We start from the raw sequence: 14,512 nt of genomic DNA, 5'->3' as shown, positions 1-14,512 counted from the left end.
CCGGTGCATTAGCCGGTGAATGGCGCAACCGGCTGTCCGACTTAACGAAGCCCAAACCAGTGTTGTCGTATGACATGTTTATTACATGGTTTGGAAGGTGGACCCAACGCGGTGAATGGCATCTGGACGCAATTTGGTGGCAACCTTTCCTTCGTGTCTCTGGCGATGTCGCTGTGGGCGCTCTTTTCTATCCAGTTTCAGCGCCGTTCCTTCGCGCAAGAGAAGATCGCCTTCGGGATAATAGCGGGCGGCGCCTCCATCGGGTCCATACTGCTCGCGATCGAGTTTCATCCCGGCATCTATATCGACCTGCGTTTTTCGCCGCTGGCATTGGCCGGCATGTTCGGGGGGCCGATGGCGGCGGCTTTTGCCGCGTCGCTGGCGATCGCCTTCCGCTTTGCCGTCGGCGGCACGGCGATGGTCGATGGCATTATCACCATTGCATGCGCAGCCGGCATCGGCGTCGCCGGCCATGTCTGGACCAGCAAGAGATCTCCCGGTTTCACCGACGTCGTTCTGCTCGGCCTTGCCCTTGGCGGCACACTGGTTGCAGCGATGGCCTTGCTTCCCACTCTCGTGGCTGCCCATGTGCTGGCCGGCGTGGGTTTCCCCGTGACGGCCTCGAATTGTCTGGCGACTTTGCTCGGTGGCTTTGTTCTCCTGAAGACGCAACGATGGGAACTCGAACGCAGCATTCTGGTGACGGCATTTTCGCAATCGCCGGATTACCTTTATGTGAAGGACCGAAACAGCCGCTTCATCACCGTCAATGAAAACATGACGCGCCTCTTCCGTTTCAGGACGACGGCGGAGATGACCGGATTGTCGGATTTCAATCTGATGTCGCAGCCGCTCGCAGAAGAATTGTATCATCTCGAGCAGCAGGTGATGGAGACAGGGACGCCGCTGATCGACTCCACCGAGCGGATCGAAGGCCGTTTCCTGCTCGCTTCCAAAGTGCCGCTCAGGGACAAGCAGGGACGGATCATCGGCCTTGCAGGCGTGACCCGTGATGTGACCGAGCGTACAGCGCTGGAGCGGGAGCTTCGCGACAGCAAGAACCTGCTGTCACATGCGATGGCGAACATGTCCGACGGCATCGCCATGTACGACAGCAAAGGGTTTCTTCTCTTCTGCAACGATCAATACCGCAACGCCTTTCCGCTCTCCGGGGCTGCCCGCGTGGTCGGCGCGCATATCAGCGACATCCTGCGCCGCGTCGTCGAAACCGGCGAGCGGCCCGCTATCGCAGAGGGTAATGCGGAAGAGTGGATCAAGACCGCCACCGCGACACTGCACAGCAACAAGGACGAGGAGGTTCAGCTTCACAACGGTGATTGGCGCAGCATCCGCACAAGGATTTCCGGGGACGGCACGGCAATGGCCGTCGTCTCCGACATCACGGCGACGAAACAGGCGGAAATCGCGCTCAGGCTGTCGGCGGAGCAATTGAAGAATCTTGCCGAGACCGACGGGCTTACCGGCATCGTCAATCGCCGCGCTTTCGACGAGGCCTTCGCGCGTGAGACGGCGGGCAGCGCCAGGAAAAACACGCCTTTCAGCCTGTTGATGGTCGATATCGACCGCTTCAAAGCCTATAACGATACCTATGGTCATCCCGCCGGCGACCAATGCCTGCGCGTCGTCAGCAAGTGTCTGCGCCAGGCCGTCAGTCGGCCCGCGGACATCGTCGCGCGCTACGGCGGAGAGGAATTCGCCGTGTTCCTCCCCGATACCAGCGCCAAGGGGGCGATGATCGTCGCCGAGCAATTCGCGCGTCGCCTGGCCCAGGAGAATATCATTCATTCCGGCAGCGAATTCGGGCGGGTCACCGCCAGCATCGGCCTATCCTGCGCTACAGGCGCGACCCTGCGGACCAGCCCGAACCGGCTTTTGGCAGAGGCCGACGCCGCGCTCTATGAGGCCAAGACGCAAGGCCGCAACCGCATCCTGGCGCATTCCCGCGAGAACGGGCATGCCCTGAAGGAAACCGGTTAAACTCCGCGCTTCAGAATCTCTCGATAGGTTTCTTCTATCGAGTCATCGCTCGTACGCCCTTGATGTTTAGCGCCCTTCAGCAATACAGGGCGCGCATGGACACAAAATTCATCGGGAAGAAATCGGCGGCGGCTGGCGGCTGGGGCGCTCTGAAAAGCTGCGGCAAACAATTGCTGCAAAGCGGCACGCCGGTCTCGGGTGCGCGGACGATGCTGAAGGCGAACCAGCCGGACGGCTTCGATTGCCCGGGCTGCGCCTGGGGCGATCCGGAACACGGATCGTCGTTCGAATTTTGTGAGAACGGCGTGAAGGCCGTCGCATGGGAGGCCACGGAAAAGCGGGCGACCCCCGCTTTCTTTGCGGCGAATGCGGTCGCTGAGCTTCGCCGGTTGTCGGATTACGAACTGGAACTCAGTGGCCGCCTCACCCATCCGATGCGTTACGATGCTGCGAGCGACCGTTACCTGCCGGTGGCGTGGGAGGATGCTTTTGCCGAGATCGGCAGCATTCTGAAGGGCCTCGATAATCCCAATCGGGCGGAGTTCTATACGTCCGGCCGCGCCAGCAACGAGGCTGCCTTCCTCTATCAGCTGTTCGTGCGCATCTACGGCACCAACAATTTTCCCGATTGTTCCAACATGTGCCACGAGGCAAGTGGAATCGCCCTGAATCAGGCGATCGGCGTCGGCAAGGGCACCGTGCTTCTGGAGGACTTCGAGGAGGCCGATGCGATTTTCGTGATCGGCCAGAACCCCGGCACCAATCATCCCCGAATGCTCGGCGATCTGCGCCGGGCGGCGATGCGCGGCGGGCAGGTCGTCGTCTTCAATCCGATCCGCGAGCGCGGGCTGGAGCGTTTCTCCGATCCGCAGGACAAGATCGAGATGCTGCGCGGCGGCTCGACCGACATTGCCAGCCTTTATCTGCAACCGCAGCTCGGTGGCGACATGGCCGCTGTGCGTGGAATGGCAAAGGCGGTGCTGGCTGCCGAAGACGCTGCGGTTGCCGCCGGTCTGCCACCGGTCCTCGATCATGCGTTCCTGGCCGACCATTGCGTCGGATTTGCGCAATACCTGCAAGCGGTCGAGGCGACGGCCTGGGCTGATATCGAAGAGCAATCGGGACTGAGCCGACAGGACATCGAACAGGCGGCCGACGTCTATATCAAGGCCGACCGGGTCATCTGCACCTGGGCGATGGGCGTGACCCAGCACCTGCATTCGGTGGCGACGATCCGCGAGATCGCCAGTTTCATGTTCTTGCGCGGCAATATTGGCAAGCCCGGCGCTGGTCTTTGCCCGGTGCGTGGTCATTCCAACGTGCAAGGCGATCGCACCGTCGGCATCAATGAAAAACCGTCGGATGATTTCCTCGATGCGCTGGAGAAACATTTCCGCTTCACCGTCCCGCGCGAGCATGGTCACAATGTCCTTGCCGCGATCGGAGCGATGCTCGACGGTTCGGCCAAGGCTTTCATCGGGCTTGGCGGCAATTTTGCCCGTGCGACGCCCGACAGCGCACTGGTCGAAAAAGCGCTTCGGCGGCTGAAGCTGACGGTGCACATCGCCACCAAACCCAATCATTCGCATCTGCTGCCCGGTGAGGCGTCCTTCATTCTGCCCTGCCTCGGGCGTACCGAGATGGATCTGAACGCTGCCGGCAATTCCCAACTCGTCAGTGTCGAAGATTCGATGAGCATGGTGCATGGTTCCGCCGGCATCAATCGCCCGGCCTCGCCGCATCTCCGCTCGGAAGTCGCCATCATTGCCGGCATTGCGCAGGCGACGGTCGGCTCCTCCGTGGTCGACTGGGCGGAGCTTGCCCACGACTACGACCGCATCCGTGATCATATCGAGGCAACCATTCCCGGCTTCGAGAATTACAATATGCGCCTGCGCAAGCCGCGCGGTTTCCATCTGCGCAACGCGGCGGCCCACCGGGAATGGCAGACGCCGGCAGGCAGAGCATCATTTTCTTGCCAGCCGCTTCCTGAGGAGACGGTGCACCAGCGTGCGCGAAGAGGAGAGGGGCGGTTCGCTCTACAGACGTTCCGATCGCACGACCAATACAATACGACGGTCTATGGTCTCGATGACCGATATCGCGGCGTCTACGGAGAGCGGCAGGTCATCTTCATTCATCCGGCGGATCTGAAGGCGATGAATGCCGAGGCCGGTGACCGTGCTGACGTGATCGGCGAGCACGATGACGGTGTCGAGCGTATCGCGCCGGATTTCCGCTTCGTGCCCTATGATATTCCGCGGGGCAGCATTGCCGGTTATTACCCGGAATTGAACGTGCTCGTGCCGCTTGGCAGCGCCGGCGAGGAAAGCGATACGCCGACCTCGAAGTCGATCATGGTTTCCTTGCGCAAGCGATACGCCGCGTGAGCGAAGCGGTCGATAGGTTTCTTGCCCTTGTCGCTGCGACCCAAGACGGGGACGCCGCACTGACCTCCCTACAGGCCGGTCTGCTCGTTGCTGCCGAGCTCGGGATCGCATCCGACAGCCGCTCCTTTGCGCGTATGCTCGGGATCGCACATGCCCTTGTGTTGCGGGACCTCAGCGCCCTGACGGAGCGTGATGATAAGCTTCGGATCGTCAAGCGGGATCCGAGGACGATGCGAGTGCACTACAGCTTGGCCGCGCTCTAAACATAGCGCAAAGATCGAACTTGAAAGGTCGCGGTGCGCGTCAGATGCAAGTTACCGGCGGCCCACGCGCTTCCTCGTATCGGAAGGGTATTCGCCATATGTTGCCTTGTAGACCGCGGAAAAGCGGCCGAAATGAAAGAAGCCCCATTTCAGGCAGATGGCCTTCATCGTCTCCTTGCACTCGGGATCGATCAGATCCTGCCGCGCCGCGCGCAGGCGAAGCGTCAGCAGATAAGCGGCGGGGGACGTTCCCTTGAATGCGCGGAAGCCGGTTTCGAGCGCTCTGCTGGAGACGCCGGCCGCTTGCGCCACCTTTGGCATGGTGATCGGCTGATCGATATTGGCCTGCATGAACTCGATCGCCCTGCGCACATGCCTCGGAGCAATAAGGGCGGGTGCCTTTTCAAGGAAATGCGACAGCCGATGCGGCACGATGCGCACGACGAGATCGGCGAGCGCCTGCGTCATGTGCGCCATGGCGATCGGCGACTGCAGCAGGGGACCGTCGTCGCGCATTCCTGATATGATCGTCTCCGTGAGGTTGCCGATCGTCCGACCGGCCGGCGTTGACAGATCCAGTTCCGGCAGCAAGTCGAGCGAGCCGCTGAACGGCATTTCGAATGTCTGGCCAATCGCCTGGAGGATGACGGGCCAGTTGATCAGCAACTCGTCGATGACGTTGCCTTGCCCATGCATGAGAACGCTGTCGGGCTCGAAATTGTTGTAGAGAAGCAGTTTGCCTTGCCCGGCCTCGGCCTTGCGCGACCCATAGGTAACTCCCATGCCGCCGCGGCGCGGCACGACGAGCGACAGGTACTCTGCCGTGGTGACGGTCGGCTCGATGTTGAATTGGAACTCCGCCTCATGATAGCCCGTCAGCAGGACGGCTCTCTCGGCCACCGAAAAATCCAATCCCCAATGAAAGTCCTTGGCGCGGCCGACAGGCTCGGCATCAAACGCGCCGAAAGCGCCGCCAAGGGTTTCCACCATATTGTCGAAAGACGAACCGTGGAATCGGAAGGAGAATGGCTGGGCGCTGTTTTCCGTCATGCTGTCCCCGTTATTTCATCTGGCGTCGCACGGCGTGACGCCCCGGCCGCATCGCCATAGATGAAGTACGTCCCTCATTCTGGTTGCACGTCACCGAGCTCATCTTTCTTCTCGCGCCTGTCAGGACCTTGTGGAGGGCATGATGAACGAAGCTTCGCCGTATAATAGCCAATAACAGGCCAGAGCGCAGTAAGCGGCAGCCAGGCGGGCAAGTTTCAGCGTGATCCGGGTGTCGGTTTTGCTGGCCTGGGCAAGGCGGTCCAGCCCGAGCCCGAGCGTGGCGGGCGCCGGAAAACGCGAAGCTTTTAGATACTTTACCGATAATTCCATCCGTCGAATTTTCCCGGCCAGTCGGCAGGAACTGACAGAACCGGTTGCACTTGGCAAGCCTTGGAACTGCTGCTTTGATGGTGGTCCGGTGATGAAACGATTAGCCAACGTGCCCATGAAGCACATTCAAGGCGCCATCCAAGAGTCGCCTGCCGAAGGTTCTGAAGTGGACCGCTCGAGATCGCCTTCGGCAGGCTGACAGGCAGTTGGCATACGCACGGGATGGAGTGCGTATGGACGTAAACCCTTCCATCGTTTGGGGTCATCGATGGAGGGGGGCTTGCAAACCGTAGACCATCATGGCCCCGGTCGGACTGAGATTAGTGTTCTACGGCAATGGAGCAATTGGCGCGTTCCGATATTGTCGGTCAATCGGCTTTTCGCGACGCAGTATGGACCGGTCCTGCGCAAAATGTATAGGCTAGCCCTCCCTCCCCACTCTTTGGTTGCCCCTGAATTAAAGATCCAGTCCGACTCACCTCCTGTCGGAGAAGGCATAGAGATCTGGTATAAAGACAATTCATTTGTCGATGCCTGGACCTCGACAGGTGGCATCAGCCCTCTGAAAGCAGGTTTCGGAGAATCAAACCCGTTGGCAGGGCGACAGCATCGGTACCGATCGCCTCGACATCCGACGCGTCGATATAAGAGTCAAGTCTAACGACTGCCCGCGAGCTTTGTCAGGCGCCGCTCGCGCCGGCCGAGGATCTCCCCGAGCCCGCATTCGTGATCCCTCAGCAGCCGGCTTGCCGATTGCGGTGCGTGGTGACGCGCCGAACGTCGGTGCCGCCGGCCAGACCGGGAGAGCCCGCGCCCGTAGGTTCAGAGCGCGATCGAAAGGGCGCTTTCGCGTGGGGGAGCCACCTCCTGCGAGTTCACCATTGCACCGGCGAGCTGGCGGAAGGTGACAAGGCCCAAGGTTTCTCCCGACGGCGAAACCACCCTGGCATCGTCGTTCGGTGTCGAAGCCAGTATTCGGACGGCTTCTTCCACGGTCGTACCCGATGCGATCGTCAAGCCGCCAGGCGCTGCGGCGGAGTGCAAAGGTGTCATGACGGCTTCGACATGGACGACCCGGCCTCGGTTCACTTCCTTGACGAAGTTGGCGATGTAATCGTCGGCCGGGCGCAGCACGATGTCCTGGCTGGTGCCCTGCTGAATCACTTCGCCGTCGCGCAGGATGGCGATCTGGTCGCCCAGGCGCAAAGCCTCGTCGAGATCGTGGGTGATGAAGACGATGGTCTTCTTGATCTCTTTCTGAATGTCGAGAAGGACAGTCTGCATATCCGTGCGGATCAAGGGATCGAGCGCCGAATAGGCTTCGTCCATCAGAAGCACAGGCGCATCGTTGGAAAGGGCCCGCGCCAGGCCGACGCGCTGCTGCATGCCGCCGGAAAGCTGGTTCGGGTATTTTTGCTCGAAGCCTTTCAGCCCGACGCGCTCGATCCAGCGCATGGCGATTTCAACGGCTTTCGCACGCTCCATCCCCTGCACTTCGAGACCGAAGATGGTGTTGTCGAGGACATTGCGGTGCGGCAGAAGTGCGAATTTCTGAAACACCATCGCCGTCTGTTGCCGCCGAAACGTCCGCAATTCGGCTTCGTTCATCTTCACAACATCGACGCCGTCGACCAGCACTTCGCCGGATGTCGGATCGATCAGGCGATTGATGTGGCGAATGAGCGTCGATTTGCCCGAACCGGAAAGGCCCATGATGACCTGAATGCAGCCGGAGGGGATCTCGACATTGATATCCCTGAGGCCCAGGACGTGACCGTGCTTTTCGTTGAGTTCGGTCTTCGTCAGCCCCTTCTGCACCGCTTCGACATAAGAGGCGGGATTGGGGCCGAAGATCTTGTAGAGGTGGCGGATCTTGATGCCGCCGAAACGATGCTCAGCCATGGACGGTCTCCTGATGCTTCTGGAGCCTTTTGCCATATGCCTGGCTGACCCGGTCGAAGATGATGGCGATGCCGACGATGGCAAGGCCGTTGAAAATGCCCAGCGTGAAGTACTGGTTGGCGATCGCCTTGAGCACCGGCTGGCCGAGACCCTGGACGCCGATCATGGAAGCGATGACCACCATGGCGAGCGCCATCATGATCGTCTGGTTGATGCCGGCCATGATGGTAGGAAGCGCCAGCGGCAGCTGCACCTTGAAAAGCTTCTGAGACCGCGACGTCCCGAAGGCGTCGGCCGCTTCCAGCACGTCCTTGTCCACCAGGCGGATGCCGAGATCGGTCAAGCGGATCATCGGCGGGATCGCGTAGATGACGACGGCGATCAGACCAGGCACCTTGCCGATGCCGAGCAGCATGACGACGGGGATGAGATAGACGAAGCTCGGCATCGTCTGCATAACGTCGAGGATCGGATTGACGACGCGCTGCAGCCGGTCGGAGCGAGCCATCAGGATCCCGATCGGGATGCCGATGGCGATGGAGAGCACGGTACAGACGAAGATCATCGAGACCGTCCGCATCGTGTCGTCCCACATGTCGAAGTAGCCGATCAGCATCAGCGTCACCAGGCAGCCGACGACGATCTTCAAGCTGCGGCTCGCAAACCATGCAATGACGAGGACGATCAAGGTGATGATCGGCCATGGCGTCTGCGTCATGAAGCGTTCGGCGGCGATGAGGAAGTGCTGCAGCGGAACGAAGAGGCTTTCGATGCCGTCGCCATAGCTGCGGGTAAAGCCGCGAAAGCCGTCATCGATCGCCTTCTTCAGATTCCGAAGCGCGTCATCGTTCATGTGCGGGAATTTGTAAAACCATTCCATCTCGGTTCCCCTTTTGTCAAAGAGCCGTAGCAGTCTTTTTGATTTTGTCGGCGCGTGAGGGCGGTGCGCTTTTCGCGCACCGCAATTTTGGCCTAGAGAGCAGCTTCGATCTTCTTGGCTGCTTCAGGCGAGACCCACTTGGTCCAAATGTCCTTGTTTTCTTCCAGGAAGTGCTTGGCGCCGTCTTCGCCGGTCGCCTGATTATCCGTCATCCAGGCCATCAGCTTGTTGACGGTGTCGTTGCTCCAGGAGCGCTTCTTCAGGTAGTCCATGACCTCAGGCCCGACCTTTTCGGAGAAAGGCTTGGCAACCAGGGTGACGACGTGATCGACCGGCCATGCCGCCGGCTTCGGATCGGGGCAGTCGGCAACGGTGATGCAGCGTTTCCACTCGGCGGCATCCTCCGGCACGCCGGCTTCCAGCTTGACCATCTGATACTTGCCGAGCAGAGCGGTCGGCGCCCAGTAATAGCCGACCCAGCCTTCCTTGCGCTCGTAAGCCTTGGCGATCGAACCGTCGAGACCGGCGGCAGAGCCGGTGTCGACGAGGGTGAAGCCCGCCTTTTCGGCATCAAACGCCTTGTAGAGCTGCGAGGTGACGACCGTGCCGCCCCAGCCCTGCGGGCCATTGACGACGGCGCCCTTCTTCGGATCTTCAGAATCGGGGAAGAGTTCCGGATGCTTCAGCGCATCGCCGATCGTTTTGATATCGGGATGGGCGTCGGCGAGATATTTCGGAATCCACCAGCCCTGTACGCCGCCATCCGGCAGTGGCGAGCCGACCTGAACGATGCGGCCTTCTTCGGTGCCCTTCTTGACGACGTCAGGCAGGAGGTCGATCCAGGCTTCGGGCGCGATATCTGGCTGGCCCTTTTCGGCCATGGAGGTGATCGTCGGGACAGTGTCGCCAACGGTGATGTCGGCGCTGCAGCCGTAACCTTCGTTCAGGATGAACTTGTCCAGATTGGAGAGAACTTCGGCGCTTTGCCAGTTCATGCTGGCGATGGTGACGCTGCCGCATTCGGCGGCGCCGGCGAAGGACGCGCCGCCGATCAGGCCGAACGTCAAGCATGTCGATGCAAGTAGTTTCTTCATTCTCGTTCCCTCTATTTAGCGGCTGATCTGGCCAGGCGGGGTGCCGCAGTACCCACCCTCAACGGTCGTCAGGAAACAGCTCCCATACTCACCGATTTCTTGAATGCTGCCGATAGTCCTTCCCCCACCGCAGCGTCGAACCCGGCGGCGCGCATGCCTTCGATGGCTGCCGCGGTGATGCCGCGATAGTCGAGAAAGGTTTGAACGACGTTGTCGGGACATTCGTTGCGGCGCTCCAGCAGCCGGCCGGCGCCTGATATCACCATATTGACGGCGCGGCGCGCAACCTCGGCGGGCAGGCCGCGGGCGACGGCGTCGCGCATCATGGCGGCGGCGAGCAGCGCCGGGAATGCCGGCCCTGAGCCGGCAAGGCCTGTGAGGTAATCGATGTCGCTTTCCCTTGCGACTTCGTCCTCAGATCCGCAGGTCTCGAAGATCGCGCGGACCATGGCCCGGTCATCTCCAGTGATGCCGCTCGCCCCGATCCATGGCGTATAGGATTTTGCCACTTCGGCAGCGGCATTTGGCAGGGCGCGAACGACGCGGCCGGTCTTGTGGCGCTCCGAAAGGGCGCTCAGGCGAATGCCGGCCATGACTGAGATGACGAGCTTGCCGGAGGCGTCGACGGCGAGCGGATGCCAGTCATCGGGGCGGACGGAGAGAAGGACCACATCAGAGCGGTCGATAAGCTCCTGATTGTCCCTGGTCCAGAAGGAATCCGGGAAACAGTCGGGCTGTCGGCTGCGATAGGAGAGGCAGAGATTTCGAGCATCAACCAGGCCGGAATCGAGGATCGAGCCCGCGATGGCTCCACCAAGCCAGCCGCCACCGCCAATAATACCAATCCTCAAGGAAACGCTCATCTCGGTTTCCTCAGCCGGACCTATAGCCGTGCCGCGCGAAGAAGCGGTCGAGCTCCCTCTGCTGCGGCACTTCGCCCGTGTAGATCGCGATATATTCCGGAATCCGTTTCATGCGGACGGCGAGTTCCTCCTTCGACTGCATGGAAATGTACCCGATCTGAACGAGATAAGTTGTCCGCGCTCTGACATCCGATGTCGTTTCTGGTACCGCGAACCGCATAAACATGCGTTTGAGTGCCTCCAGCCGGATCTGATCGGCCTTGTGGACCTCGGCCAGAAGCTCGTCCGACTGCAGCGCCCAGCTGCGCACGGCAAACTCGAACTTGGCGTCGAAGAGATCGGTGTTCAGCCAGCAATCGAAGACATTGAGCATCGCTTCGGCCAGTGACTCTGCATAGGCTTCGGACTGTTTGACGATATTGCCGGTGTTTTTCTCGCGCCATCGCGCCACCAGCGCGCTCAAGAGTTCCTCCCGATCCTTGAAGAACCAGTAGAAGCTCGTCCGCGAGAGATTAAGCTTTTTTGCGAGCGGCAGAATCTTCACCGAATCCACGCCAGATTCCAGCAGCGCCTGGTAGGCTGCTTCCAGCCATCCCTCGTGCGATCCGCGCCAACCGGTGTCGTTCAAAGCCTGGTCCATGCATTCTCTCCTAGCAAATTCCGCGGCCTCGCACAAGAAAAATGTACATAAGTGTCGAATATGGTGACTGTATTGGTTTCAAGATTGACACTTGTGTACATTGCACTTAGCGTCTGCTTCGATGTTTTTAATCCGGAACCACGGCCCATGTCGAACGATCCTCTTCTTCAGCCCTACCAACTCAAGCATCTGACGTTGCGTAACCGCATCATCGTAACCGCGCATGAGCCGGCCTATCCCGAGGACGGCATGCCGAAGGAGACGTATCGGGCCTATACCGTGGAGCGGGCAAAGGGCGGGGTGGCCTTGACGATGACGGCAGGCTCCGCCGCGGTTTCCCGGGACAGTCCGCCCGTCTTCAACAACTTGCTCGCCTATAAGGACGAGATCGTCCCCTGGATCAGGGAAATGACCGACGCCGTGCATGAAGAGGGTGCGGCGATCATGATCCAGCTTACCCATCTCGGCCGGCGCACGCGCTGGGACAAGGGTGACTGGCTGCCGGTCGTCGCCCCGTCGCATCTTCGCGAGGCTTCGCATCGCGCCTTCCCGAAGAAGGTGGAAGATTGGGACATCGAGCGCATCATCAAGGATTTTGCCGACGCGGCCGAACGGATGAAGGCGGGCGGTATGGATGGAATCGAGCTGGAGGCCTACGGCCACCTGATCGACCAGTTCGCGTCTCCGCTCACCAACGAACTCGACGGCCCCTATGGGGGTGCGCTCGAGAACCGCATGCGCTTCTGTTTCGACGTGTTCAGGGCGATCCGCGAGAGAGTGGGGGACGAATTCATCCTCGGCGTACGCTATACGGCGGACGAGTGTCTGCCCGGCGGAAACGGGCAAGCTGAAGGCATAGAGATTTCGAAGCGGCTGCGCGACAGCGGGCTTATCGACTATCTGAACGTCATTCGCGGCCATATCGACACCGACGCCGGTCTGACCGACGTCATCCCGATCCAGGGCATGGCGAACTCACCGCACCTGGATTTTGCCGGTGAAATCCGCGCCGCGACCAACTTCCCGACCTTTCATGCGGCGAAGATTGCCGACGTCGCCACGGCGCGACATGCGATTGCAGCAGGAAAAGTCGACATGGTCGGCATGACCCGCGCCCACATGACCGACCCGCACATCGTCCGCAAGATCATCGAGAAGCGGGAAGAGGATATCCGCCCCTGTGTCGGCGCCAACTACTGTCTCGACCGCATCTATCAAGGTGGGGCCGCCTACTGCATCCACAATGCCGCCACCGGCCGCGAATTGACGATGCCGCATATCCTGGCAAAGGCCGACGTCAGAAAGAAGGTCGTCATTGTCGGCGCCGGCCCGGCCGGGCTGGAGGCTGCGCGCGTCGCTGGCGAGCGCGGCCACCAGGTGGTGGTTTTCGAAGCGGCGAACAATCCAGGCGGTCAGATCCGCCTCACCGCCCAAAGCGAACGCCGCAGGGAAATGATCAGCATCATCGACTGGCGCATGACCCAGTGTGAGAAATACGATGTCACCTTCCACTTCAACACCTGGGCGGAACCCGACACGATCGAGGCGGAGAACCCCGATGTCGTCATCATCGCCACTGGCGGCCTGCCGCATACCGAGGTGCTCACCAGCGGCAACGAGCTGGTGGTCTCCTCTTGGGACATCATCTCCGGCGATGTGAAACCCGGAACCAACGTGCTTGTTTTCGACGACGCCGGCGATCATGCAGCGCTTCAGGCGGCGGAGTTCATTGCCAAGGCGGGCTCCAAAGTCGAGATCATGACGCCGGACCGGTCCTTCGCGCCGGAGGTCATGGCGATGAACCTGGTTCCCTATATGCGCTCGCTCCAAAAGTACGACGTGACCTTCACCGTTACCTATCGGCTGGAGGCCGTCGAGAAGAGAGGTAACCAGCTCGTCGCCCTCATCGGCAGCGATTACGGCGGAATTGCCCGTCAGCACAGCTACGACCAGATCGTCGTCAATCACGGGACCATCCCGCTCGACGAACTCTATTTCGAGCTGAAGCCCAAGTCGAATAATCTCGGCGAGGTCTCGCACGACCAGCTTCTCCAGGGGCAACCGCAATCCGTCATCCGCAATCCAGAGGGCAAGTTCCAATTGTTCCGGATCGGCGACGCCGTCGCTGCCCGCAATACGCATGCCGCTGTCTATGACGGTCTGCGCATCGCAAAGGATATATGATTGTCAGAGCGGCCGCCTGTCGGCCGATCGGGAGGGGATGATATGAGTCTGCGCAACGAAAGCCTCCAGCATTTCCTGGAAGCCGCTTCGGTCGCTTTCGGCCAGTTCGCCAGGGCTCCGGAAGCCCGCCGCTCGATCGGGCAGTTCTTCGCGGCGCTGGAGCGTCAGGGGACTGCGCGCGCCGGAGAGGGAAGCCGGTTACCGGTCTGCGCTCACCTCGATATGGCGCTCGCCGTCGATACGTCCTATGCTTCGCTGGCGCGATTGATCGAGGGGTTCAAAGGCATCGAGCCAATGCTTGAATGGCGTCGCCGCACAAAGTATGACCACACCACGGCCAGCGACAATTTCGTTGATGGGCATGCCAATGCCATGATCGTCGGGCCGGGTGGATTGGAGGAGCGAAGTGACCTGTGGTTCGGCGTGACATTGATGGCGCCTCACGTGCGCTATCCCGATCATGACCATGCGCCGGAGGAAGTCTATCTCATGCTGTCCAAGGGAGAGTTCCAGCAGGGGGAGGGGAACTGGTTCTCGCCTGGTATCGGCGGGTCGTTCTATAATATTCCCAGGATCAAACATGCCATGCGGTCGGCGGAGACGCCGCTCTTCGCCTTCTGGGCGTTGCTTGCCGAGCGGTCGCATTGGCGGCCGGCTGTCTAAAGCATGTCGCGCAAAGCTGTGCGGCGGTTGCGGCAACGGCTTACGTAAAAACGAGTTAAAGCGCAGAGCAAGCGAATCTGAAAGATCGCGGCGCGCTTTGGATAAAGGGGCTTGCCATGAAGATTCTCGTGCCCGTCAAACGGGTTGTCGACTACAACGTGAAGATCCGGGTGAAGCCGGATGGCACGGGTGTCGAGCTTGCCAATGTGAAGATGTCGATGAACCCGTTCGACGAGATCTCGGTGGAAGAGGCGC

General features: G+C 60.5%; 12 protein-coding genes and 1 pseudogene. 6 read left to right on the top strand and 7 right to left on the bottom strand.

Annotated elements, in window-relative coordinates:
• The first annotated feature begins 69 nt into the window (after nt 1-69).
• The 3 genes from HJB91_RS26480 (at nt 70) to HJB91_RS30940 (ending at nt 4,651) form a co-directional block, all read left to right on the top strand.
• On the top strand, nt 70-1,998 hold the full coding sequence (locus HJB91_RS26480) for a diguanylate cyclase (protein ID WP_221156228.1): 1,929 nt from the start codon (nt 70-72) through the stop codon (nt 1,996-1,998).
• A 95-nt stretch (nt 1,999-2,093) separates the two neighbouring features.
• Nucleotides 2,094-4,388 (top strand): FdhF/YdeP family oxidoreductase, encoded by a 2,295-nt coding sequence (locus HJB91_RS26475; protein ID WP_221156218.1) that lies wholly within the window; start codon nt 2,094-2,096, stop codon nt 4,386-4,388.
• Nucleotides 4,376-4,651, top strand: coding sequence for a hypothetical protein (locus HJB91_RS30940; RefSeq protein WP_405048786.1), 276 nt, complete (start codon nt 4,376-4,378; stop codon nt 4,649-4,651). Before HJB91_RS26475 ends, HJB91_RS30940 begins: the two co-directional genes overlap by 13 nt.
• A gap of 51 nt (nt 4,652-4,702) precedes the next feature.
• Here the strand turns inward: HJB91_RS30940 and HJB91_RS26470 are convergent, their stop codons facing one another.
• The 7 genes from HJB91_RS26470 to HJB91_RS26440 form a co-directional block, all read right to left on the bottom strand.
• Nucleotides 4,703-5,701, bottom strand: a complete 999-nt coding sequence (locus tag HJB91_RS26470) for an AraC family transcriptional regulator (RefSeq protein WP_221123557.1) — start codon at nt 5,699-5,701, stop codon at nt 4,703-4,705.
• 120 nt (nt 5,702-5,821) lie between these two features.
• A complete protein-coding gene (locus HJB91_RS26465) occupies nt 5,822-6,148 on the bottom strand; it encodes a hypothetical protein (RefSeq protein WP_221156207.1) in 327 nt (108 codons plus the stop codon).
• Nucleotides 6,149-6,853: 705 nt separating this feature from the next.
• Nucleotides 6,854-7,933, bottom strand: a complete 1,080-nt coding sequence (locus HJB91_RS26460) for a glycine betaine/L-proline ABC transporter ATP-binding protein (protein ID WP_221123559.1) — start codon at nt 7,931-7,933, stop codon at nt 6,854-6,856.
• On the bottom strand, nt 7,926-8,813 hold the full coding sequence (locus tag HJB91_RS26455) for a proline/glycine betaine ABC transporter permease (protein ID WP_210632172.1): 888 nt from the start codon (nt 8,811-8,813) through the stop codon (nt 7,926-7,928). The genes HJB91_RS26460 and HJB91_RS26455 overlap by 8 nt, the downstream gene beginning before the upstream one ends.
• 92 nt (nt 8,814-8,905) lie before the next feature.
• Nucleotides 8,906-9,907: an ABC transporter substrate-binding protein gene (locus tag HJB91_RS26450; protein WP_210631724.1), complete on the bottom strand. Its 1,002-nt coding sequence runs from the start codon at nt 9,905-9,907 to the stop codon at nt 8,906-8,908.
• 68 nt (nt 9,908-9,975) lie between these two features.
• On the bottom strand, nt 9,976-10,770 hold the full coding sequence (locus HJB91_RS26445) for a pyrroline-5-carboxylate reductase (RefSeq protein ID WP_221156205.1): 795 nt from the start codon (nt 10,768-10,770) through the stop codon (nt 9,976-9,978).
• A gap of 10 nt (nt 10,771-10,780) precedes the next feature.
• A complete protein-coding gene (locus tag HJB91_RS26440; protein ID WP_221123561.1) occupies nt 10,781-11,410 on the bottom strand; it encodes a TetR/AcrR family transcriptional regulator in 630 nt (209 codons plus the stop codon).
• A gap of 147 nt (nt 11,411-11,557) precedes the next feature.
• Between HJB91_RS26440 and HJB91_RS26435 the strand changes: the two genes are divergently transcribed.
• The 3 genes and pseudogenes from HJB91_RS26435 to HJB91_RS26425 form a co-directional block, all read left to right on the top strand.
• Nucleotides 11,558-13,594 carry an NADH:flavin oxidoreductase gene (locus HJB91_RS26435; RefSeq protein WP_221156204.1) on the top strand — a complete coding sequence of 679 codons (2,037 nt, stop codon included), beginning with the start codon at nt 11,558-11,560 and terminating at the stop codon, nt 13,592-13,594.
• Between the two features lie 42 nt (nt 13,595-13,636).
• Entirely contained in the window at nt 13,637-14,257 is a 621-nt protein-coding gene (locus HJB91_RS26430) for a dimethylsulfoniopropionate lyase (protein ID WP_221147159.1), read from the top strand.
• A gap of 116 nt (nt 14,258-14,373) precedes the next feature.
• Nucleotides 14,374-14,512 (top strand): annotated as a pseudogene (locus HJB91_RS26425) (electron transfer flavoprotein subunit beta/FixA family protein); the annotation flags it as partial.

This window comes from Rhizobium sp. NLR10b, from assembly GCF_019685435.1.
In the GTDB taxonomy this organism is placed as follows: Bacteria; Pseudomonadota; Alphaproteobacteria; order Rhizobiales; family Rhizobiaceae; genus Rhizobium.
Note: the sequence above shows the minus strand (reverse complement) of the source record. Positions and strands in the feature narration are given on the sequence as shown.

Coding starts and splice junctions, on each gene's coding strand:
- HJB91_RS26480 (WP_221156228.1), top strand. CDS start 70: ATGACATGTTTATTACATGGTTTGGAAGGTGGACCCAACGCGGTGAAT.
- HJB91_RS26475 (WP_221156218.1), top strand. CDS start 2,094: ATGGACACAAAATTCATCGGGAAGAAATCGGCGGCGGCTGGCGGCTGG.
- HJB91_RS26470 (WP_221123557.1), bottom strand. CDS start 5,701: ATGACGGAAAACAGCGCCCAGCCATTCTCCTTCCGATTCCACGGTTCG.
- HJB91_RS26465 (WP_221156207.1), bottom strand. CDS start 6,148: ATGGGCACGTTGGCTAATCGTTTCATCACCGGACCACCATCAAAGCAG.
- HJB91_RS26460 (WP_221123559.1), bottom strand. CDS start 7,933: ATGGCTGAGCATCGTTTCGGCGGCATCAAGATCCGCCACCTCTACAAG.
- HJB91_RS26455 (WP_210632172.1), bottom strand. CDS start 8,813: ATGGAATGGTTTTACAAATTCCCGCACATGAACGATGACGCGCTTCGG.
- HJB91_RS26450 (WP_210631724.1), bottom strand. CDS start 9,907: ATGAAGAAACTACTTGCATCGACATGCTTGACGTTCGGCCTGATCGGC.
- HJB91_RS26445 (WP_221156205.1), bottom strand. CDS start 10,770: ATGAGCGTTTCCTTGAGGATTGGTATTATTGGCGGTGGCGGCTGGCTT.
- HJB91_RS26440 (WP_221123561.1), bottom strand. CDS start 11,410: ATGGACCAGGCTTTGAACGACACCGGTTGGCGCGGATCGCACGAGGGA.
- HJB91_RS26435 (WP_221156204.1), top strand. CDS start 11,558: ATGTCGAACGATCCTCTTCTTCAGCCCTACCAACTCAAGCATCTGACG.
- HJB91_RS26430 (WP_221147159.1), top strand. CDS start 13,637: ATGAGTCTGCGCAACGAAAGCCTCCAGCATTTCCTGGAAGCCGCTTCG.